This is a genomic window from Bradyrhizobium huanghuaihaiense (genome assembly GCF_025200885.1).
Classification (GTDB): Bacteria; Pseudomonadota; Alphaproteobacteria; order Rhizobiales; family Xanthobacteraceae; genus Bradyrhizobium; species Bradyrhizobium huanghuaihaiense.
On sequence record NZ_CP104172.1, the window covers coordinates 6,049,353 to 6,071,169 of the forward strand.

Consider the following 21,817-nt stretch of genomic DNA (forward strand, 5'->3'; position numbering starts at 1 on the left):
GGGGCATGCCGACCTGCAGCGCGGCCGGTTTGACGTTGTTGGCAACCCAAAGCTGGCGATCAGATCAAGTCTGGGCGGGGGGCTGGTTCGGTCTATGCTTCCGTGATTCTTGCTTCACCGTGTTCCCGCAGAACCCCGGTAGAAGCACGCTCAGTTTGGTAACGGAATCTGGGTGGAGGCGCTCGGGTTAGTGAAGCCCGAGCCCCAGATCGTTGGAAACATCATGCTGAACCCTTGCAGCGATGCCGTAACTGTAACTGCAGAGGTTCCCGTCACCGTAGTCACTGTAGGTGCGAGATTGTTGGCATAAAGGAATGGGACAAGAGCTCGCTTCTGCGCGTCGGTCGTGTAGTCACCGCTGCAGGTGACGGTTGTTGTTTTCTTGAGTGCGGCGTCTGTGTAGCACTTGTTGATCATGGCTGCGCGCGCACCAGCGCCCGCCAGCGAGCGCAACGACTGCATCGCGATTGCGTAACGCCCGAGATCGAAGATGGCGTAGATCAATGTGAAAATCGCGACGGCGACGATGCAAAACTCAAACGCCGCGACGCCGCGCTGATCGAGCTTTCTCATCATTGCACCAAAAGCACGGTTTGGACGCCAGGCTGTGCTCCCGAGCCAGGACTACCTGAAGAGCTAGGACATTTAGAGTTGTCCAGCGTCGTATTGCCGGTGAATGACACAGCGTAAGCTATGACCTGGTAGCAACCGGTACCGGGGGCACTTGACGTGCTGTTGCCTCCGTACGTGACGGGAGTATTCGGTATATAGACCGTGCCATTGAAATAGCTATTGGAAGTGCCACTGATGTTGACGCCTTGCTTCGTATAGGTCTCACCATCATAGATGAGGAGCTTGGCCATCTGAGCCAACACCGATGCTGACAATTTGGACGGTCCGGTAGGCGCGCTCATCGCCGTAAGCTGGATCGTCGGGGTGCCGGTGATGGTGAGTGATGCTCCTGCGAGAAATATCAGGGTCGCCGTACCTGTTATCGTTGGATTGTTATTGATTTTGACGTTCCCCGAAAAATAGTACGTGCCGTTCAATGGGGCACTGAACGTCGGATTATTGGCGGAATTGTAACAGGTGCATGTCTCATATGGCAGAGGTGTTGAGCTGTTGTTCTTGTTCGGAAAATCTGACGTCTTCAACGCGGACAGCGCCGTGTTCACTGCACTTAATGGATCAGGGATCGGTTGCTGATAGGTTTGCACGCCGGTGCATTGGCTTCCTCCCGTCTGGGTGCAGCCGCCGACCGTGTAGCTCGGTGCATTCACCGAGATCCCCGAATTGCCGATGAAGCCGATCGCATTTGCCGCTGCACTGTTCGACGAAATGCCGCAGGTTGGCGACGATACGGTAGCGCTACCCTGGAACGTGACAGGGTCTTTCAGAGCCAACACACATGGAGGATTCTCTAATCCATTAGCAACACTGGCGACCGCCGTCGCGGCCACGTTGATCGTCGAGAAACCAAGCACCTTGGCGAGGTATGCCGGCTGCTGCTGACTAACGGTGGCCTGGACGAATGTGCCCGCGGTCCCGTTCCACGACGCCAGCGAAGCGACCTGCACGCTCTGTGAGATTCCGCTCGGAAGGCTCGTCGAACATTTGGAACCAGGATAGGACGTGTCGCCCGAATTGCAGAACGCGTTCTGGGCGGCACCCTGCTTGCCGCGGTAGTCGAATGGCTGTGAGTTATTGCAGCTTGTGCCCGCCTGTCCAGAAGCTTCGCATGCTAGCCGCAAGGCGCCCGCATAGGCGGCCGCATCAGCCGCCCCCTGGACGCGTTGCTTGGTGACGTACCAGGACGCGGCCTCACCACCAAGTGCCATAAATCCGACCACCGGCACCAGGGCGATGGAGGTTGCGAATGCGACTGAACCTCGACGGCTACGGAGCAGCTTGCGCATGGGACACCTATTGAAACCGCTCTGTGTAAGACAGTGTGAACTTACAGCCACTGGTCGTGCCGCCCGTGCACAACAGCGACTTCAACACGATCGGCGACAACGTGACCGTTGTCGTGTACACAAAATACTTCGGCTGGGTGGGGTCAGAGTTAGCTGAACTGCAGACGGCATTGCTCTCCCCACAAATGAGCTGAATGCTGGGAATCGGATAACGAGTGTCGGCCTTGGCCAGCGCGGCCGACGACCAACTGGACGCATTCGTAACGTCCGGTGGCGGGGAATACAGAATGGATTGCCCGAAGTTACGCAATGCCTGCCGCGCGGATATAAACTTGAACCCGGCGACCGTAATGTCGGCAAGCGGCAGAAGCACGATCAACATCAGAAAGAGCCAGACGGCCGGGACCTCAAGTGCGACGGCGCCGCGTTGATCCGCCAGGAAAGAGGCTTTGCGGCGCATGACAGACCTCGACGCGGCCGAAAGGCTCCTCAAGACCGGTGCTCCAAACGCAACCACGCTCTTGGCTCCCGCCCGCATGCGAATTCACCTCAACGCATGAATGAGGTTCAGCATCGGCCCTCCGCCCAGGATGACGAACATGGCCGGAAGCAGGAACAGCACCATCGGAAGTGTCAGCTTGGCGCCCAGCTTGTGGGCTCGTTCTTCCAGCTTGGTGATGCGTTCCCGGCGCAGGTCGGCAGCGATGGCGCGCAGGGCCTGGCTCAACGGCGTTCCGTATTGCAGGCTCTGGCTGATCATGGTGCCGAAGCGGCGAAGTCCCTCCGACCTCGCTCCCAGCTTCTCGAACGCGTCGAAGCGATTTGGCAGGATCCTGAGATCATCGAGCAGATCGGTCAGGACGGCGGCCATGGGGGGATTGGTCTGGTGGATCTCAGCCGCCACACGCTGCAGCGCGCTTTCGAGGCCCATTCCCGCTTCGCTGCACACAACCAGCAAATCGATGGCATCCGGCATGCCGAGCCGAATGGCAGCGTCAAAACGCCGCTTCAGCGTCAACATGATCAGTCGCGGCCCCATGATCCCGATCACAACGCCAACAAGCGTGAAGACCAGCAAGTTCGCCCCCGATAGCTGCGCAAAGAGGAAGGCAGCAATCGGGACCGCGAACATGCAGAAGATCTTGACGCCGATCCAGATCGAGAGGGTTCGATGATGATTGAAACCAGCCGACTGAAGGATCGTTCGCAGTTCCTCGATATTTTCCTCGGCATAGAAGCGCCGATACCGCGCGCCCAGCGATGAAAACCAACCGACAATGTCCTTGGAGCGCGCCGTCTGGTCAGGGATACCCAGCACCGCGTTCGACACACGTGTGTCCAATGCACGAAAGTGCATTTCGCGGATGAGCAACAGGAAGGTCGCAGTCGCAGCTGCGATGGCGAGAGCGACCAGGCCGAGACTTGTGGTCATAGCGCTGTATCCCTTCTGATCATCCAACGGATCACGAAGTGCCCGATAACCACCGAGGTGACCGCATAGGCCAGCATCACGTTTCCGGCCGGATCACGGAACAGGATATCGATGGTTTCCGGATTGAGCGAGTAAATCACGCCACCGACGATGAACGGCGCGAGTGAAAGTGCGCGTGACGAAAAGATCACTTCTGCGGCGAGAGCCTTCGCGCGAGCAGCCAGCGCAACACGCTGCCGCACGGTATCTCCGAGGATCTGCAGGGTCTCGGCCAAACTGCCGCCCGACTTCAACTGCACCGCAAGCGTCACTGCGAAGATGCCGTACTCCGCCACTTGCGTTCGCCGATAGATGCCTTCAATGACGTCCTCCGGTGGCCTGCCCAGATTCAATTCGCTGCATGCGATCGCAAACTGCCCGGCGGTCGGTTGCGGCATATCGCGGGCGATGGTTCGGAATGCTTCGTGGACGGGCAACCCCGACCGAACGGTACTCGTGACGAGCTGGACCGTGTCAGGCAGTTGCCGGAACAGTCCGTCGGTAAAACTACGCTGCTGCCATCCGAACAGACCGCGCACCACCATGATGGCGATAAATGCAGCCACGATGGACACCTTGAGCGTGGAAAATTGCAACGGGCTAACGGCAAACCAGAATGCCGCAGCTGCGATGAAACCGGCAAGCAGCACATAGGCCGGGCGCAAGGCGTAAGGGACCTCGGGCCGGTAATTGACCAGGCGGTGCAGAAACTGCGAGCGGGATCCGGTCTGCGCACGACGAATTGACGGCAGGCCGGCCGTATGCGAGGCGGGCAGCGCTATCGCGAGCTGACGATCGATGCGTCGCTGTTGGGCATCGAGCACCAACGTCGTGCACGACGCGCACACGAGCAGCCCAAGGACAATGACGATCACATAGACCGGTATCATATTTGCCCCATCGCGTCGGCCCAGGCTCGCTCGAGCCCATAATAGACAAGACGGCTCTTGAATTTCGGGACCGCGTTGGTCGACTTGTAGGTGCCCCGGATCCTGCCGTGAACGTCTTCCTCCCGGTACTCGAACAGAGCGATGTCGTTGGTGGTGATCACCTCGCCTTCCAGGCCGACCACCTCGCTGATCTGGACAATCCGGCGCTGTCCATCCCGCATGCGCTCCACTTGAACGATGATGTCCAATGCAGCAACGATCTGGGTTCTGATCGCCCGCGATGGCAGATTGACCTGGCCCATCTGTACCATGTTTTCGACGCGTGTCAGGGCGTCGCGGGTACTGTTGGCGTGCACCGTGGAGATCGAGCCGTCATGGCCGGTGTTCATCGCCTGCAGCATGTCGAATGCCTCCGCGCCGCGCACCTCGCCCACCACGATCCGGTCCGGACGCATGCGCAGCGCGTTCCAGAGCAAATCTCGCTGCGTCACCTGCCCGGTGCCTTCGAGGCTGGGAGGCCGCGTCTCCAGGCTGATTACGTGCGGCTGTTGCAGCTGCAACTCCGCCGCATCCTCGATGGTGACAACGCGCTCGCCGTGATCGATGAACTGGCTCATGGCGTTGAGCAGCGTCGTCTTGCCGGAGCCGGTGCCGCCGGAGACCAAGACATTGAGCCGGCAGCGGGAAGCGACCTCGAGCAGCTGGCCGATGCCCGGGCTCATCGAGCCATTCTCAATCAATCCGGCGATGTTCAGCCGCCGGGCCGGGAATTTGCGGATCGAGATGCAGGGGCTGTGAATTGCCAGCGGCGGAAGAATGATGTTGACGCGGCTACCGTCCGGCAGGCGGCAGTCGACCATCGGACTGGATTCGTCGACGCGGCGGCCGACCTGCGCAGCGATCTTCTGCGCCACCGATGCGATGTGGTCATTATCGCGGAAGCGGACCGCGACCCGCTCCAGCTTGCCGCTTCGCTCGACATAGATGCTGCTCGGTCCGTTGACCATCACATCGTTGATCGACTCATCCAGCAGGAGCGGACGGAGCGGTCCGTAGCCGGTCATGTCGTCGGCAATCTCGTTCGCCAGCAGAAGCTGTTCGCGACCCGACAGTTCGAGCCGCTCCTGATTGGCGATGCCGTGGATGATTTCCTCGATCTGACGCCGCAGAACGTCGCGCGGAACCGTCGCAGCCGCTGATGGCTCAATCTGCTCGATGACGCGTTCGCGCAGCGATGCCGACATCACTGGATGGTGAATAGCCGGTTCGTCGCGCTTTGGTGTCGAGCTTGGCGCCGATGCAGGCAGGCTCGGGGTCGACGGCGGCGCGCTTGCCGTCGATGCAGTGAAGCTTGGCGGCGATTCAGGCAGGTCCGGCGCCAATGAAGGCAAGCGAGCCGCCAGGTCGTCTTCGCGCCTTCCGAATTTTTTCATAGCCCAAGCAGCCTCCGCAAGCGTCCCTTCCGCTGCCCGCCGACACCGGCGATCTCCCGCACGATCGGGGCAAGGTAACGTCGCAATCCCCTGACGTGCTTGAGTGCCGGAATTCCGAGATTGACGGCCTGGGTCATCCCCTTTCCGAGATCGGGGATCACCATGTCCGGTTCCGCGCCTAGGGCCTTGACGATCGTTGCCCTGGGAAGGCCCCCGGCCCGATTGGCACGATTGAGCAAGGTAAAGACCCGATCCTTGCCGGCGATGTTGGTGACGGCGGTGCGGAGGGCGTGGGCATTGCGAAGTCCGGTCACTTCGGCTTCCAGCAGCACAAGCACGTGACGCGAAAGCGTGATGACCGGATGGATCGACGGCCCAAACGGGACCGGCACGTCGACGACAATGTAGTTGAAGCGTTGACGGAGCAGACCCAGCACGTGTCGCACGCCCGCTTCGGTGATGTCGAGCTGTGCATCCAGATCCTCATCGGCAGAAATCAGGCAAACCCGCTCGTTGACATCAATAGCCGCGCGCTCGAGAAACAAAGTGTCCGCCCGCATCGGGTTTTCCAGGGCGATCCGGAGCCCCGGCCCGGGCTGAACGCCCAACATGACTGCCGTTTCACCATTCTGCAGATGAAGGTCGAGCAATGCGACCTTGGCCTTGGTGGTCTCGGCAAGCTGCAGTGCGAGATTGATGGCGATGCTGGTTGCTCCGGCGCCACCCTGTGCCCCGCAGATCGAGATCACATGCCCGCCGCGATCGGCCTGCCCCGTCGGCACGTCGCCGAGCAGCTTCGGGCGCAGCAGGTCCATCACCATGTCCCGCGTGAGCGGCTTCGGAAGGTACTCGGTCACACCGACTTCCATGAGCTCCCGGTAGAAAGTGATCTCCCTGCTCTCACCGATCAGAGCCACCCGGACATCGGGCGGGCAGACGCTTGCCAACCTTTCGAGTTCGGTAAACGAATCATCGATACCACTGATGTCGACCACCAACGCGAACAGCTCAGTGTCGGTTTCGAGCATCCGTATGGCATTGCGGATCGTGCCTCGTCTGATCGCCAGGTTGCTGCCTTCGAGGCCTTTGCGCAGAGCTGCGGCACTAAGCTCGTCATCGACGAAGCAGACGACCCGGTCGCGCTCGACGACGGATACGGCTTCACGCGGGCTTACCATTGCCATGTTCATTATCTTTTCTCCTGCAACTTGGCGGCGTAACCTGCCGCCGCCGCCGCTGTAGTCTGGCGGGCAACCTCGGGCGACCCATCGCAGCTCACGCTGGTGATGCTGTTGCCTGTGTCTTCCTTCCTGACCGAGAACTCCTTACGCTCGCCGCCGGAATGAACCACCACCGCGGTCGTCTGGCCGGCAATTGCATTCTGGCGGGCAAGCTCAGGCGATACATCGCAGCTCGACATGGCGCCGCCGTCCGCCTTATCCCATTGATCGACAGCCGCGCGCACGGACAGCGAGAGCGTCCCGAGTTGCTTTGCGACTGTGATCTTCTTGACCTGGTCCGGACCAAGCTCCAGCGACACAGTTTGCGCTTGTTTGCCTGTCACGGCGCTGATGCCTCGCCCGCCCTGCACGATCTCCTGGTCAATAGCGATGACTCGAACATTCCGCAGTACGGTTTCGCTCAGTGCACGGCGCGCCGGAGTTGCCTTCTCGAACACCTGGGTCAACAAGACATCCACGTAATCACCCGGCCTGATCAGGCCCGAGACGCCAGACTCCTCGTCAACCTTGATGCTGATGGCACGGCTGTCCGGAGCCAGGACGCTGGCGAGAAAGCCGCGATCCTTCGGACGCAAAATGTCTTGCAGCGTCACGGGACTGCCGGCGTCGACGAATTTGCGAACCAGAGAGCCAGGAAGTCCGGCCTTGGAGTCGGGCGTCTCAAGGATCGCCCCGGCTGGAACATGTTCCGGCGCTGCCGTTCGGACAGCAAAGTCTTCGTCACGGGCCAGTGTGCCCTTCGGCAGCGCACGCGCCGCAACGAAATAGCCGACAGTCGCGGGCCCAGCAGCCGGCGCCGGCGCCGCGCCCTCCGCGACTGCCACGGGGACTTGCTTCGGCTGGTTCATGTTGTAGGCAATGAGCCCGAACGCGGTGGTTGCGAGCAACAGCACTACGATGATCGAAAGACGCAATGCAGATGACATCTCAAAATCCTTTGCTCAAAATGGTCCAGATGCCACCGCAGGCTATCGCAACGCCGTACGGCAGCGGTGCGTGCCGCAAATGGCGCCAGCGCTCTACCGCGTAGACCCGCCGCGCGAGCGATGATCCGGCGGGAGCCAACTTCGGATATGGCAGGTTGCGCATCACCAGATGGGCGAGGGCAAGAACGCCGCCAGCCAGCGCGGTGATAGTCAACAACTTGATCACACCCGTCAGCGGGAGGCCAACCGCCAAGGCAACCAGCAACTTGACGTCACCGCCGCCAATCGCTCCCCGTATGTAGACAACCAACATCAGCAGAAACAGGATCGCAGCGGCGATCAACGACTCCGCGATTTGCATCGAGCTGCCCAATTGGCTGGCTATTCCGAGCAGCGCCAGAGCCAGACAGATCTCGTTTCGGATGAGCCGCGTCGCGACATCGATCGTTGCCACATACAGCAACAACAGGATTTGCAGAACCGAGACTATGGCAACAATCCAACTCATCAAAAACACGCCTCACAACAGTAAAAAATGCGCGGCTTCAAAAAGAGTAGCGATCGATTCAAATGTCTCCTTCCGACGGCAATATTAAACTCCAGCTGCGGTGGCGATGGCAGCGCTGATCGCGGTCAACGTGCCCGTCAGCGCTGCCGAGACATCGTTGCCGGGACCGAACACGGCGATTCCTACGACGACAACGCAAGCAGCGAGGATCACGTATTCGAAGGACGCCACACCGCACCTGTCCGTACGGAGAGGCTTCAAAGCATCAATGATCTTTTCGCGATACCCCAACACCGGAAAAATCCTTCGTTGGCTTGAGAAAGTATTTTTAAGAAGGAAACGTGCGTTCAATCCGACCTGAAAACTCAAATCCCGAGGAGTAGTGGTGGCGGGTACGGGGGAAGGCTCCGGCCTCCCCCCTGCCAGCAGTCAAAAAAATCAGAGGCCGTTCATAGCGGTGGAGATCTTGGTGATTCCGCTGTGCAGGGCGGTCGAGACGCTGGTGTCGGTCTTGAACACCGCGATCACGACGGCGACGATGCAGGCCGCGACGATAATGTACTCGAACGACACCACGCCCTTCTTGTCGGCGGCCAGATTCTTCAGAGCTTCCGTGGTCTTGATGTAGTATTTAAGCATAGGAAAAAATCCCTTTTACGATGAATTTACGCATTCCGTTGGCCAGTAAATCCGGTGCCAACTGGAATTTATTTATAATGTCTCGACAGTTGACTGTCATCCGTTAATCGTTCGTTAACCCTACCGAGGTAGCTCGCGAGCCCCTCACCCGTATGGGTTGTCGCAGATAATGACAGGAATCCCTTGAGATGACTGGGAATTTCCAACGCCCGGCAACCTCACTGGAGCCGTTCCGTGTGAATACGGTGCAGGGTTCTCTTGGGGTGCAAACGTAAAGGAAATACCGCGACAAAACGCCCGAAGGGTTACCGTGGCCTCACAGCGCATGCGCAATGTAGCAAGGGCTTTCCGCGCAAATTCCTGTCAGTTCATGCGCAGGATACACCTGGCTCGGACGGCACCGGGGAAGCAACGTCGAAACCGATTTGGCAGCCGTGCCGTTGCCGACATCCCGGTCGACCACGCGCATGACCGGCCAGCGTTTCAGAGAAACATCGAGCGGGTAGACCTACTACAAAATATTCGCATCTTCTGGATGCGTGTACCGAACGTGGACGAGTCCGCCAGATCGTGAAGCAAAAGTCGCGAATAGCGGGTGAGAACGGCCGGCCCAAAGCCCGGCAGTGAATCGATGAACGTCGGGATGCGCTGGAAGATCAGATATCCTAGAATAGCTGTTTGTAATTCAAGATGCGGCTTTGCCTTCAGCTCCTCGAGCCTGTCCACTGCAACGCGCGGAATGCGTGGTGGCGCGTGGTCCACAGCAGCCACGATCATCGCGGTCGCGACCAACGAGCGCGACGATACCACGACGCATGCTGTCCGTGCTGCGGAAACAATTTCCGGCCATGCTGCAACCGATGCGATGAAAGGGCTGACTACCGGACCGGCAATGAGAACGGCGCAGCCAGTGCGAAAGCGTCGACATAGCGCGCATGGAGCAAGCGTCTGCCAAATGACCACCAGCAGCGCTGCAACCCTGAGCGGAGGCAGCTTGCGCGCGCCGCAGGACGTAGGCAACGCCAGCCAGAATACAGCTTTAACGGGAATCTGGCGTGCCTAAGTCCAGCGGCCTCTACTCCCCGATATTTGAAAGCATCGCCCGAAAGGTTCAGGACCTGGCCTGCCCTCATCGAGTAGTCAGTTCACAGGCCATTCATAGCGGTCGAGATCTTGGTGATTCCCGCGGCCAGAGCAGTCGAGACGCTGTTGTCAGTCTTGAACACAGCAATCACCACGGCGACGATGCAAGCCGCAACGATGATGTACTCGAAGGACACCACGCCGTCCTTGTCCACGCGCAGCCGCTTCAAAGCTTCCATGGTCTTGATGTAAAACTTCGACATAGGGAAATCCTTTTTACTCAGACGAATTTACAAACCGATGGCGCGCAATCCCGCGCCACCGTTAAGATTTATAATATCTTGCCTAAAGTTGTCACCGTAAATTTTTCTTTAACCTTACTGTGGCAGCCGTTTTCCGTATTTACACCGGAGGACGCGCCCGGCGGCTCGCTGGGAATTTAGGGTTACTCCTGATTTAAAGACAGCAACATTGTCGCATCCTGATTTCTGGGCAATCAGCCGGACGGCATTTCAGGGAATGCAAGGCAGGCCCTACCTTCGGGCATCCGCATTTTCCGAACGCGCGCGCCGAACGTGGATGACGGCCACCTCATCCGCATAGGCTCGCTCCCATTCTGGCAGTCGATCGAGCAGACCTACAGCTCGAGTCGACGGGAACAGCAGCGTTGCGCCGATCTTGTATTCGTCAAGCAATCTGACGAAGTCCGCCATATCCTCAAGCGAAAGATCTCGGTAATAGCGGGTAAGAAAGGCCGCTCCATAAAATTCGGCACGTGAATCGATGAACGTCGGAAAGCCCTGAAAAATCAGATATCCGCAGAAATAATACTCATTCAAAACGCGATTTGCCTTCAACTCCTTGAGCTTCTCCACCGCAGCGCGCGGAACATTAGGTGGCGTGTGGTGCACCGTCGCTACGATCACGCCAGTCGCGACAACTAGGGCGGCGATAGCTGCGACAAACGCTGTCCTTGCTGGTTGTACGACTTTCCTGCTGTGTTGCGACCGGGGCCACGAAAGTTGTTGGCCTAGCGGACCGGCAATGAAGAGCGGCGCAACCAGCGCGAAAACGTCGACATAGCGTACATGTGCAAGGGTCTGCCAAATGACCGCGAGCAGCGCGGCAATCCTGATCGGAGGCAGCTTGAGCCCGCTGTACAGGACGTAGCCAGCGCCAGCAATCAAGCATACCGTCACGGAATTTGTTTCGCTGAAGTCCAGCGGTTGCCACTCGTTGATCTTTGAAAGAATCGGTCCCAGTTGAAAAAGGCGTAGAGTAACCAGGATCAATTCCGGCCCATACGGGGTGACGCAGGCGGCCCCGAGCGCAAGCCCCCCAAATCGAAGCCATTGCAACGCGATCTTCGCGCGCACGGATTTGTCTGCGGTCCAAACCACCTCCAGGGCGAACGGCACGATCAACGCCAGCCCCATCGTAAAACTGCCGTGAAGGTTCGCCCAGAGCGTAATGAGCGGGACGTACCAGAGCGAAGGCGCTCGTCGTTGTTCACTCGCCTCGACCAGGGCGTTCGCCCACAGCACCATCAACGGGAAGGTCAGGACATGCGGCCTGGCCATTGTGTGCATCGCCGCCATGGCGATCGCAGCCGCCACGATGATCGTGGCCGGCACGTTCGGCAATCTTTTCAGTAGCAAGCGGGTAAGCAGGAAAATCGCTACAGACGCAGATAGCGCCGCAAGAATTGCAGGTCCGGACCATCCGGCCAATTTGAACGCAACGAAATAAATGACTTCTGCCAACCACGCGCTGGTTATCCAGGGCGCGCCGGGCATCGTGAAAGAGAACAGATCAACGTGAGGTACAGCACGATGATCCATGATCCACTCCCCGACCACAATGTGCCAATAGATGTCGGCATCCATTAATAGGCCGAACCTCTTGGTGATGAGCGTCAGGTACGTTGTGGCCGCAAATATGAGCGGTAACCAAGGCCGAAGGTGATCGTTGCGCGCAGTGACCGCGCTCATCTTCGCTTCTGAATCCATCTGAACTGAATGACTATTTGAAACCATGCTTTCCGTCCTGGACGTCAATCAAAGTCAACTTCGATAAATAGGCGCAACCCGATGGCTGCCAAATTGCCCGTCTCCACAGCAGCCGCAGAGGCGTCCTACCTCTCCGGCTTGGATTTCCGCCACTGCGTGACCGCAAGCGCGGCCCTGCTTGGCGCTGCACCATCCGGGGGCAAGAGCGAAGTTCGGCAGTTGCAGAACAAGCACGGTCTAGGTCAGCGCCGGCAACGCCTCGATCAAGAATCGATCCAACAAAACGGCAAACGCGGGTCGGCCGCAACAAGCAGCTGCGCGCATGGCTAACAGCCCAATCAGCGTGGCAGGCGTCCGGCGCTTCGATGACGCGATTGTCACGTCATCGAGGCAAAGAAAAAGGCTAACGAAGAACATCCAATAATGTCATCGTCGCGAAATCGGAAATGTGGGCTAAGTTATTGAAAAGATGACGCGAGACGGCACTCGACCCGTCTCCGCCATGAGTGAACGGAAGCGAAGTCAGTAGAGGAGCCTGACAAGTTCTGGCATTTGAAGGGGGCGATCCAACTCCAAAAAGTGATCACACGGGGGACGGCGCCGGAATTCGGGCAGGACGGTTCCGCGCGGCGGCTAACCATCAACACGACTTCCACAGCCGCTCACATTGTTCGGCGACCGTCTTGATGCTACGAGTCCATGCGGCGCGAAGGGAGCGCGCAAGCTTGGAGTCTCGTCACATCGTGCAAGACGGTCCTGCGCACCATCTGCGCCAAGAGCTGAGGGCACTGACAGGGCTCCGCGGAGTTGCGGCCACGGTCGTCGCCCTGGCGCACTTCCATCCCACACTGCCCTATGGCCTCCAGGAATTCTTCCTCTGGCATGATGCCGCCGTCGATCTGTTTTTTTGCCTGAGCGGCTTCACGCTTTCTTACGTCTACACCGGGACGAACTTTCAGTTCTCGCCCTACCTGATCGCGCGCATTGCTCGCATTTATCCCCTTTACCTTGTTACGCTAATCATTGTCGGGGCGACCTATACCTGGCCCGTTCTCGTCAACCCAACGACCTATCCTGCCAGTACGTCCCTAACCGACTTTGTGCTGCAGGTGTTGATGCTGAACGCCTGGCCGATCATCGGTACCGGAGTGCATTGGAACATGCAGTCCTGGTCGATATCGATCGAATGGTTTTGCTACATCCTGCTGTTTCCCCTGCTGCTGCGTCTGAAGGCGCCGCGTTCGGAAAACGTCAAACTGCTCTGCGTCATCGCGCTCACTGCCGTTTCCTATGCTCTTTTCGTCAGGTTTTTCGATGAACGGTTGACGAACCCCGAGCTCTATGCCGCCGAGAGCCCTTGGAGCTACTGGGTGAATCTCGTGCGAGGAATTGCCGGCTTCACCACGGGATGGATCGCGTTCTCGAGCTTTGAGCAGCAGGACGAGATCCACACGCTCTGCACCAAGTTCTCAGCCGTCATTTGGCTCTGCTTCTGGGCCATTCTGGTCTTGTTGTATTTCGGCCTGGCAAATTCGCACGCGCTTGTCTTTCTGTTTCCGTTCGTGGTGCTCGCCGCGACGGATCAGACCTCAGCGACATCGCGCTTACTGGGATTAAAGGCACTGCATTTTCTCGGCGTCATTTCCTATTCAATCTATTTGATGCACTTCATCGTCTTCCTCTTGTTCCGACTTGCTTTCGGTGTGTCTAGTACGTGGTCGATTTGGGTATACGCAGCACTGATTATTGCGACCTTTGGTATCTCAGTCCTCAGCTATTTTGCCATCGAAAGACCCGCACGCGACGCGGTCAGATCGCTCCAAGGAAAGCCGGCCGATCTCGCTGCGAGGGCGTAAGTACCGATACCAGCAGCAGGCCGACGCACACACCGCGCCGTCCTCGACGCGCATCGCCAGCAAAGGTCAATACATTTGTGGGGCGACCACCGGGAAAGAACCAGTAATCCCTTCCAAATGCGCCTCTCGATGGAATTCCTGAGGGCGATCGACGGATGGCGCCACGCTCACCCCCAATTTGGGGGCAAACTGAAAAGGTTGACTAAGAGGATCGATCAGCATCGTCCGCATTGGCCGGCTAGCAAAGCAGCGGTTGTAGGGGAATCGTTACAAGCTGTCGCCCTCAGTGCGTCAGCTCGAGCTTCCGCATTTCGTTCATGCGTGCCAGGCAGTATTCGCGGTACAGGTCGTTGAGAATTGCCCACATGATAAGTCCCCATCGCTCGAAACCCGGGATAAACTGGTCCAGCAACGTTTCAACGCGATGTCGGCAATCAGGGAAACGAGTTTCCGGACGGTTTCACAGCCCGTCAATTGGGTCAGGATTTATGCCATTTTAATGGTGCGGGCTCGGGAAGCTTCCGTCCATTTAAGGGTTATTTATCCCGGATCGGCCGCGTCTGTTGCGGCCCCGGTCGAGAGAAAACGGAAGTTTGGTTTTGGCAATGTACGGCCGTCTTGATCGGACACAGCCTTGGCGTGCTCGCGTGTGTGCTTGGCCTCGGCGATCAGGAGGCAGCGCCTCAGCTCCTCGCTGCAGCGCTTTGCCTGGGCGCGCATCTGGCACTTGTCATCGGCGGAGCTGGAGGATTTGGCGAGGCCGCTCCACGTCGCCGCGAGCGACTTCTTGAGCAGCTCAATCTTGCGCTCCAGCTCGTCCAAACGCTGCTCCGTCGATCCTCTCCGGATACACGCTTGGAACGGAGCTAAGCCGATTCTCCTGCGTCGTGAAACCCCGTAGCGGTACTGTTCTCCTCGCGGCCCGCCTATGAGGCGCCGAGCCTCGTCCAGACCGCATGGACAACGAGGAAAACGGACAACGCCCCCAGCAGCCACCCCAATTCGGTGCCCATCTGGCGCTCATCGAATTCAAGGTTGGGGTCGTTCTCGCGGCCGAACGGGACCTCCGGTGCCGGCCGTTGCGGGCGACCCGCTCGTCCGGCTGCGCGCCGCAACAGTCGACGAACAATCGTTTCCCGCTCGACAATGCTGCTTCTGTCAGAATCGGCGGGCATCGTCACTCTTGCCCGGCCTTGCGAGAGGCTCGTCGTTGCATCAAGGACATGAGGCGCGCCAGGCGGCTCACGCGGCGAACGCTGTCGGAAAAGCGGGCTGCGGGCGTACGGTGCCGAATGTGGAAGACAAGCTTACGAAGCCGACCGAGCATGATGTCCCTCGCAGTATGATGGAGCGCATGAGGACCCGGATGTCCTGGCAAGAACGGCTGGCGCGGCAGACGTGGTGATCCGACAAGCGTCAGGACGGACGCGCCATGGGCATTGGCGGGGATGGTGCGCAGGTTCAGGACTTCGTTGGCGCGAGCCACTTCCAGCCCCGCGAGGGCAAGATTGACCTTCGCTTCCTCGACATCCTGTTCAGCTACCCGCGCATATGCCGGAGAGAACTCGAGTGCCGGTATCGTCGACAGCACGCGACAGAGGGCGAGGTAAATTCCAAATGCTTTGAGTGCTGAAATTTCTGTTCATTGCATCGCCTCGAATGACGAGTTGGCGGCTGAAACGAAATTTACGTGCGGCTTAAATTCGCCTTAACTTCGAAAGTATGTCACGGGCGTAACTTGGCCACAAGCGCCGTTGGCAATCACGGCTCATTGGCTACTCGTGAAATCGATTCAGATTGAAACGCGACTGCAGTTGCAAGCCCGAGCCGACGATGATTGGCTCCGCTCGCCAGGTGCGTGCCTCCTCAATAACTTTAGGAAAGCGCAGACCCGGTTGAAGGGCGCTCGCATACGCGACTCGGCTGTGTAGCCGGACGTCGCAAAAGCTGCCCATGCCACGAAACGAATGCCATGCGCTACGACAGCCAAGCTTCGAGCGCGTGCTGCTTTACATTCAGCGTGGAGACTCGAGATCTCGTGGTGGTTAGCGCGGCACCGCGGATGCCACTGCACGGAGCCGCTTGGCGGAAGCGGTCACCAGCGTGAATTGCAGCCCGGCCGATTTCGGGGGGCTCGACACGAACACAGGTAAGGGCGCTTGGCGCGGTTCGCCAATATTCCAGGCGGAGATACGGCGCGCCCCGCCTCCTGGATTTACCGATCGCCAGCCGAAGTGATTCGGACGTGGAAGCCTTTTGCCTCAATGGCGCGGATCAGCTGTTCGAGGCTCATCTCGTCCGGCCGCAGCGAGAGCTGGTCCGAAGGGCCTTGATCCTGAGTATTCACAAGGTGAACACCGTCCTCGAGAAACTCAGAGCTGACGTTAAGCACCTTTGCCACGGCTTTTATCGTAGCAGGCTTGGGCACCCTGCCCCGCTTCTCCCAATGCCAAATCGCGGGGGGAGTTACGTCAATCCGCCTGGCCAGCTCGGTGATGGTCATCGACCGCTCTTCCCGCAGCTGTTTCAAGCGCGAACCGAAGTTGGCAATCGTTTTGTTCTTGAATTTAGGCACCTGTAAATTCCATTTGCATGTGTGAGAATCAGCGTTAACGACCACAATTAGGTAAGATTACGGTCTCGTTCGTTTTCAAGTCAATCGTCGATCCGTAGGTTTTCGCCTTCGGAAACCCGTGCGGTTCGTAGCAATCCTGTGCAATCGGTCAGCCCAACTGCCCTCTTCGGTCTCGTTCGGCCGGCCAGGCATGCAAGGCCCGAGCCACGACTGGAAAGACAATCTCACTCAGCGTTACGCGTTCCTAACTCCATCGCTCGACGCTGGCGTGACACGCGACTCCGGCTGCGAACGGTCGCTCCGCGGAAGGGAAAGGGCAGCCGGTTACGGCCCTGTAATGCCTCGGCGGCGTTAAGTAAACAGGCAAGGCTGCCCCTGCCGCTCCTTCGCGCGATTGATCAGTGATCGCTCCAATGTCACTATGCGCCGGATTTAGCGGGATAAGGGTTTGGCCGGACGGGCTTTTCTTCGTCCCGGTCACAGCCCGGCAGAGGGGATCGCGTGACCATCTGGCGGCGTCTTTTATGTTGGCTCCGGCCCGGGCTGTTGCTGTCGACCGGGGGGCTTTTTGCTCTTGCGGCCCCTGGCGTCGCGCAGACGGCCGGGCCCCGTCCGGCAGCAGAGCAAGCTCCGGAGGCTCCCAAACGCATCGAGCATCGTCAGCCTCTGATCGACATCCTCGCACACATGTCCGGCAAGTGCACGACGCTGAAGGTCGCGGGTCGCAGCTATGCCTGCAAGGCCGTTGCCTATGCCCATAACGAAGCCGGACGTGTGAGCTTCGCGGTGGCTATCGAGGACCCGGCGGACGACGGCCACGTCGTGTCTTTCTCCGGCGAGAAGGGAAAGCGGTTCGACGACAATTCCTACGAGCTTCCTATCGATCGGATGCTCCTGAATTCCAAGCACCGGCCGAAGGTCCATGGGCTGCCGGTGCCCGCGGAGGAGGCATCGACCGGCATGTGCCGCCAGTTCGGCAATTTTGCCGCGCGGCGGGTCTCGAGCGTCACCTGCGCTGCAACGGACTCGCGGGGACAGAGCTATGAACTGCTGTTCGTTTCGGACGGCTCTCCCATCGGCGTTCGGCGCGTGAGGCAGTCAGCCGCGTCGATCGACGACCCGTTTAAATAGCAGCTAAATGGTCCTGGAGCGACGCAGGCAGGTTTTCTGCGCGGCCCTTGCGCGCCCTAGATTTGGCCGCCGCCACGCCGGGCGCGTTCAATAGCAATTCGGAGAATTGCCCCCGAGGCGGGCACACGCATCGGAATTGGAAGCCCGCCACTGAATCACGGCTAACGGGCTGCGTCCCTGCCCTTCCAACGGCGCTCCTCGTAGCCTTTCCGCCTCTTCCGCCACGATGGCTCTGTGCGCCTTGGCAATCTGGTCATTACGTTCAAGCAGCGAGACCTTGCCGGCCGAGACCTGGACGGCAAGCGCTTTGCGCAATGCATTTTCGCGGTCGAGCAGATCCGGAAATTGCAAGCTGGGCCGCACCGAGAGCTCTGTTGCCTTCACGATGCAATCGGCACGCGGCACGGCCTGCGCGATCTGATCGGGAAATGCGTTGCGGCAATCTGCAAGGGCCTCGGCCAGATTTACGGAAGATTCTTCGCCCTCGTTCTGAAGCGCCAGTCGCGTGCCTCCACAACCAGCAAGCAGGCTAAATAGCAACACAACAACTGCATGGCGCATCATAAAAGGGGCTTTAACGCGTCGGCACCGCGGGTTGATGGCAGCCCGACCGCCGGCCGCGCGCGCACGCTCGACCGGGCCCATGCTTCCTATTTCTGGCGGAAGGAGTGATTGAAGGACATGATCAGCGGCCCAACCAGATATTCAAACGCCGTGCGCTGGACAGTCGGGATCATGACGGTTGCCGGCATGCCCGGATAGAGCTTGATGTTCGGCATGGCCGCAAGCTCGTCCTGATCAATTCGCACGAAGGCCGTGTAGTATGGGTTGTTGCTCTTGGGGTCGGTCAGACGATCTGCCGAGACCTGGATGACGTCACCATGAATGATCGGCACGATCCGCTGCTTGTAGGCCGTGAGGTGAACTTCCGCACGCGTGTTGGGATGCACGTCGCTGATGTCCTCGACCGCCACCTGCGCTTCGATTGTCAGCCCATCCTGCTCCGGGACGATGTCCAGGATCTTGTCGCCGCGCTGGATGACGCCGCCGACTGAAAAGACGTTGAGGCCGACCACCTGGCCGCTATAGGGCGCGCGGATCTCCATGCGCCCCAGGACCGCCCTGGCGTTCATGGCTTTCGGGATGACCTCCAGAATCTTGGCTTGCGTGTCCCGAAGGTCCTTGGTCACGTCGGTCATTCTATCATTATCGAGCTGCGCCATTTGCTGCTCTTGCTCGGCAATTGCCTGGCGGGCTTTGGCAATGTTGGCGTTGGAATCCGCGATCTGCCCCTCGAGGCCGTAGGCGGTACGCTCCAGTTGCAGAATGCGCGGGCGCGCGATCAGGCCCCGCTCGACGAGAGGCGCGATATCCTTCGCCTCGCTGTGAACGGAATTGATCTGGTCGGTAAATGACTTCACTTGCGCCTGGGCGCCGACGATCTGCGAGCCGAGCTGGTTGATCTTCTCGCGGATGACGCTGCGCTGTCCCTCCAGCGCGGCCCGGCGGCTCTCGAACTGGCTGACCTGCCCGTTCCAGACGCTCTTGAGATAGGGATCTTCGGAACGCGCCTTCAGATCCGACGGCATCACGAGCCCGGAGCCGTGATCGAGCTCGGTCAGGAGCCGAACCTCCGTGGCACGAAGCACGGCCCATTGCTGCGTCAGAACTTCGTATTCGGCGCGCGCCTGGGTCTCATCCAGCACGATCAGGAGGTCGCCGGAGCGAACCTTGTCGCCCTCCCTGACCCGCAGATCCTTCACGATGCCGCCGTCAAGGTGCTGGACGCTCTTGCGATTACCCTCAACCTTGACGACCGCGTTTGCCACGACCGCGCCGTTGAGCGGCGCGGTCAGCGCCCACGCACCAAGCCCGCCGAAGAATACGGCAACAATGGCCCAGCCGGCGAGCGAGATGCGCCTGATCGAGTCGCTGGGCGGCCCGGCGGAAAGACCGGCGCGGCTGCCAACGGCGGCGAGATTCTTGGGTGTTCCGTCCAAAATGGCCATTGGGCGAGCCTAGCTGCTGGAGCCTTGCACGGCGTGCACGGGGACAGGACGGGTCAGCCGTGCCATGATCTCGGCACGAGCCCCGAACATTTCGGCGACGCCTTCTCTGAGAACGAGAATCTTGTCGACGACTCCGATGGTCGCCGGCCGATGCGAGACGATGACAACCGTCGTCCCGCCTTTTTTCAGCTGCACGATACAATCTGCCAGAGCGACATCACCTTCGGCATCGAGGTTCGAGCTCGGCTCATCGAGCACGACGAGGCTTGGGCCGCCATAGACGGCGCGGGCCAGACCAATCCGCTGGCGGAAGCCGCCGGACAGAATAGCGCCGCCTTCTCCGACCTGGGTGTCGTAACCGTGCGGAAGCCTCAGGATCATTTCGTGCACGCCGGCGAGTTGGGCGGCCAGGATGACGTCCTTGTCGCTTCCCTCATCGAAGCGGCCGATATTGGCGGCGATCGTGTCCGAGAACAGCTCGATATCCTGAGGCAGGTAGCCGACATGGTCGCCGATCGCCCGCTTGACCCAGGTCGCGACATCGGCGCCGTCCAACCGCACCGCGCCCGCCGAGGGCGTCAGCACGCCGACAAGCTGGCGCGACAGGGTCGATTTCCCGGCCCCGGACGGCCCGATGACCCCGAGCACCTCTCCTGCCTCTACGGCAAAGGTGACGCCGCGCAGAATGGGCTTGGCGCCCCCCTGGGGAACGAAGGTGAGCGCCTCGACCGAAACGTGTCCCTTGGGTCTGGGCAGCGTCAGGCCGCCCTCGAGAACAGGATGCGCCGTCAGCAGCTCGCGAATGCGCAGGAACGCAGCACGCGCCGACACCAGACCACGCCACGACCCCACGATCTGCTCAACCGGCTGCAGCGCGCGGCCGAGCAGGATGCTGGCCGCGAACATCGAACCGACCGTCGTGACCCGCTCGATCACGAGATATGCCCCCAAACCCAGGATCAGCGATTGCATGGCGAGGCGCAGGAAACGGATCAGGCTCTGGATCGCGGCGGCCCGGTCGCTTGCAGCGACCTGGCGCTCGAGCATCCGGTCGCGATCGCGACTCCAGCGCCGCAGCAGACCGCCGGTCATGCCCATGGCACGCACGACCTCGGTGTTGCGCAGGCTCATTTCGGTGAAGCTGTAGCTGCGCGCGGCGGCTTCGTTCGATTCCGTGAGCGGCAGCTTCACCAACCACTCGCTCAGCAGCGCCATCAGCACCAGGACGACCGAACACCCCAGCGCAAAGGCCCCCAGAAACGGATGTAGGGCGAAGATCACCACGATGTAGATGGGGGCCCAGGGCAGATCGAAAATGGCGTGGATGCCGGTCCCGGTGACGAACTGGCGAAACGTATCGAAATCGCGGATCGCCTGGCTGCGAGCGCCGCCCGCGTTGGCCGACCGATCGATGATCGCCGTCATCACCCGCGAGGCGATCTCGCGGTCAAGGCGGATGCTGGCGCGGGTCAGCACCCTTGCGCGAACTGCGTCCAGCCCCGCCAGCGCCATGAACGCCAGCAGCAGCGCGATTGTGAGCATCAGCAACGTGATCTCGCTCGCGCTCGAGATCACCCGGTCATAAACCTGCAGCATGTAGAGCGGGCCGGCGAGGTAAAGCAGGTTAATGGCAAGGCTGAAGATGCCCGCCGTCGCGAAATAGCCCTGGCATGTCTGCAGCAGGCGCCGGAGCTCGTCCGGCCTCTTGAAAGGCGCACTCACACAATCCGGCGGATGCCCCCGCCCCCCTAATCAAAAATGACCGCCGGAGCGACAACGCCCGGCCGAATTAAAGACTTATTGGCAGCCGTTACAATTCTTGTCTAATCAAGTGGAATGTTTAGCACAGCCGCCGGGCCCGCGAAATAATCCTCGCCGGAAAGGTAAAGGCGCCCGTAGAGCTACGGGCTTCCGCGCGTTTACGATATTTATCCCGATTGAACGCAGGGCCTAAATGCGACGGGCGGAGGCGAAAACCAGCGGAATTTCGACCAGAACCCAAGCAACGGACATGGGTTGGCATTCCCGCGGCGCAACATGCGCGAGCCGGGGCTGGAAATTGCCATTCCCGGAAGAAGAGGCGCAGGGAAGACCGGGCGCCGGCCGGGACCCGCAATCCCCATGTGCGAA

At 59.8% G+C, this 21,817-nt stretch carries 23 protein-coding genes; 3 read left to right on the forward strand and 20 right to left on the reverse strand.

Translation table 11 applies throughout. The annotated features are described in order from the left end of the window. Positions 1-150 precede the first annotated feature (150 nt). The 14 genes from N2603_RS28780 to N2603_RS28845 form a co-directional block, all read right to left on the reverse strand. On the reverse strand, positions 151-573 hold the full coding sequence (locus N2603_RS28780; RefSeq protein ID WP_260384779.1) for a TadE/TadG family type IV pilus assembly protein: 423 nt from the start codon (positions 571-573) through the stop codon (positions 151-153). Continuing rightward, a complete protein-coding gene (locus N2603_RS28785) occupies positions 573-1,916 on the reverse strand; it encodes a pilus assembly protein TadG-related protein (RefSeq protein ID WP_260384780.1) in 1,344 nt (447 codons plus the stop codon). The genes N2603_RS28780 and N2603_RS28785 overlap by 1 nt, the downstream gene beginning before the upstream one ends. A 7-nt stretch (positions 1,917-1,923) precedes the next feature. Next, positions 1,924-2,376, reverse strand: coding sequence for a hypothetical protein (locus N2603_RS28790; protein ID WP_260384781.1), 453 nt, complete (start codon positions 2,374-2,376; stop codon positions 1,924-1,926). Positions 2,377-2,460: 84 nt separating this feature from the next. Beyond that, on the reverse strand, positions 2,461-3,348 hold the full coding sequence (locus N2603_RS28795; RefSeq protein WP_260384782.1) for a type II secretion system F family protein: 888 nt from the start codon (positions 3,346-3,348) through the stop codon (positions 2,461-2,463). Next, on the reverse strand, positions 3,345-4,277 hold the full coding sequence (locus N2603_RS28800) for a type II secretion system F family protein (RefSeq protein WP_260384783.1): 933 nt from the start codon (positions 4,275-4,277) through the stop codon (positions 3,345-3,347). The genes N2603_RS28795 and N2603_RS28800 overlap by 4 nt, the downstream gene beginning before the upstream one ends. Continuing rightward, positions 4,274-5,710, reverse strand: a complete 1,437-nt coding sequence (locus N2603_RS28805) for a TadA family conjugal transfer-associated ATPase (protein WP_260384784.1) — start codon at positions 5,708-5,710, stop codon at positions 4,274-4,276. Before N2603_RS28805 ends, N2603_RS28800 begins: the two co-directional genes overlap by 4 nt. Further along, entirely contained in the window at positions 5,707-6,900 is a 1,194-nt protein-coding gene (locus N2603_RS28810) for a CpaE/TadZ family protein (protein WP_026312508.1), read from the reverse strand. The genes N2603_RS28805 and N2603_RS28810 overlap by 4 nt, the downstream gene beginning before the upstream one ends. Beyond that, positions 6,900-7,877 carry a Flp pilus assembly protein CpaB gene (cpaB, locus tag N2603_RS28815; protein ID WP_026312509.1) on the reverse strand — a complete coding sequence of 326 codons (978 nt, stop codon included), beginning with the start codon at positions 7,875-7,877 and terminating at the stop codon, positions 6,900-6,902. Before cpaB ends, N2603_RS28810 begins: the two co-directional genes overlap by 1 nt. A 1-nt stretch (position 7,878) precedes the next feature. Beyond that, the gene (locus tag N2603_RS28820; protein WP_035667491.1) at positions 7,879-8,385 is read right to left on the reverse strand and encodes an A24 family peptidase; all 507 of its coding nucleotides are present in this window, start codon (positions 8,383-8,385) and stop codon (positions 7,879-7,881) included. Between the two features lie 84 nt (positions 8,386-8,469). After that, positions 8,470-8,736, reverse strand: a complete 267-nt coding sequence (locus tag N2603_RS28825; protein ID WP_260384785.1) for a hypothetical protein — start codon at positions 8,734-8,736, stop codon at positions 8,470-8,472. An 87-nt stretch (positions 8,737-8,823) separates the two neighbouring features. Next, positions 8,824-9,024 carry a hypothetical protein gene (locus N2603_RS28830; protein ID WP_018646307.1) on the reverse strand — a complete coding sequence of 67 codons (201 nt, stop codon included), beginning with the start codon at positions 9,022-9,024 and terminating at the stop codon, positions 8,824-8,826. A 483-nt stretch (positions 9,025-9,507) separates the two neighbouring features. Further along, entirely contained in the window at positions 9,508-9,987 is a 480-nt protein-coding gene (locus N2603_RS28835; protein ID WP_260384786.1) for a hypothetical protein, read from the reverse strand. A 182-nt stretch (positions 9,988-10,169) separates the two neighbouring features. Next, a complete protein-coding gene (locus N2603_RS28840; RefSeq protein ID WP_260384787.1) occupies positions 10,170-10,370 on the reverse strand; it encodes a Flp family type IVb pilin in 201 nt (66 codons plus the stop codon). Positions 10,371-10,640: 270 nt separating this feature from the next. Next, positions 10,641-12,143, reverse strand: coding sequence for a hypothetical protein (locus N2603_RS28845; protein WP_260384788.1), 1,503 nt, complete (start codon positions 12,141-12,143; stop codon positions 10,641-10,643). A 54-nt stretch (positions 12,144-12,197) separates the two neighbouring features. Here N2603_RS28845 and N2603_RS28850 point away from each other — a divergent pair, with 54 nt between their 5' ends. Beyond that, entirely contained in the window at positions 12,198-12,446 is a 249-nt protein-coding gene (locus tag N2603_RS28850; protein ID WP_145832134.1) for a hypothetical protein, read from the forward strand. A 395-nt stretch (positions 12,447-12,841) separates the two neighbouring features. Continuing rightward, positions 12,842-13,972 (forward strand): acyltransferase family protein, encoded by a 1,131-nt coding sequence (locus N2603_RS28855; protein WP_260384789.1) that lies wholly within the window; start codon positions 12,842-12,844, stop codon positions 13,970-13,972. 540 nt (positions 13,973-14,512) lie between these two features. Here the strand turns inward: N2603_RS28855 and N2603_RS28860 are convergent. From N2603_RS28860 to N2603_RS28870, 3 genes are all read right to left on the reverse strand, one after another. Then, positions 14,513-14,794, reverse strand: a complete 282-nt coding sequence (locus N2603_RS28860; protein WP_260384790.1) for a hypothetical protein — start codon at positions 14,792-14,794, stop codon at positions 14,513-14,515. Between the two features lie 104 nt (positions 14,795-14,898). Further along, positions 14,899-15,147 carry a hypothetical protein gene (locus N2603_RS28865; RefSeq protein WP_260384791.1) on the reverse strand — a complete coding sequence of 83 codons (249 nt, stop codon included), beginning with the start codon at positions 15,145-15,147 and terminating at the stop codon, positions 14,899-14,901. 1,040 nt (positions 15,148-16,187) lie between these two features. Then, positions 16,188-16,547, reverse strand: a complete 360-nt coding sequence (locus N2603_RS28870) for a helix-turn-helix domain-containing protein (protein WP_020608048.1) — start codon at positions 16,545-16,547, stop codon at positions 16,188-16,190. 507 nt (positions 16,548-17,054) lie between these two features. Here N2603_RS28870 and N2603_RS28875 point away from each other — a divergent pair. Then, complete coding sequence (locus N2603_RS28875) at positions 17,055-17,678, forward strand: hypothetical protein (protein WP_260424283.1); 624 nt, start codon at positions 17,055-17,057, stop codon at positions 17,676-17,678. 87 nt (positions 17,679-17,765) lie between these two features. Here the strand turns inward: N2603_RS28875 and N2603_RS28880 are convergent, their stop codons facing one another. Genes N2603_RS28880 through N2603_RS28890 form a run of 3 tightly spaced genes read right to left on the reverse strand, consistent with a single transcriptional unit; the run spans position 17,766 to position 21,409 of the window. Next, positions 17,766-18,323: a hypothetical protein gene (locus tag N2603_RS28880; protein ID WP_260384792.1), complete on the reverse strand. Its 558-nt coding sequence runs from the start codon at positions 18,321-18,323 to the stop codon at positions 17,766-17,768. Between the two features lie 5 nt (positions 18,324-18,328). After that, positions 18,329-19,687 (reverse strand): HlyD family type I secretion periplasmic adaptor subunit, encoded by a 1,359-nt coding sequence (locus tag N2603_RS28885; RefSeq protein WP_260384793.1) that lies wholly within the window; start codon positions 19,685-19,687, stop codon positions 18,329-18,331. Between the two features lie 9 nt (positions 19,688-19,696). Continuing rightward, complete coding sequence (locus tag N2603_RS28890) at positions 19,697-21,409, reverse strand: type I secretion system permease/ATPase (protein ID WP_260384794.1); 1,713 nt, start codon at positions 21,407-21,409, stop codon at positions 19,697-19,699. Positions 21,410-21,817: the final 408 nt, after the last annotated feature.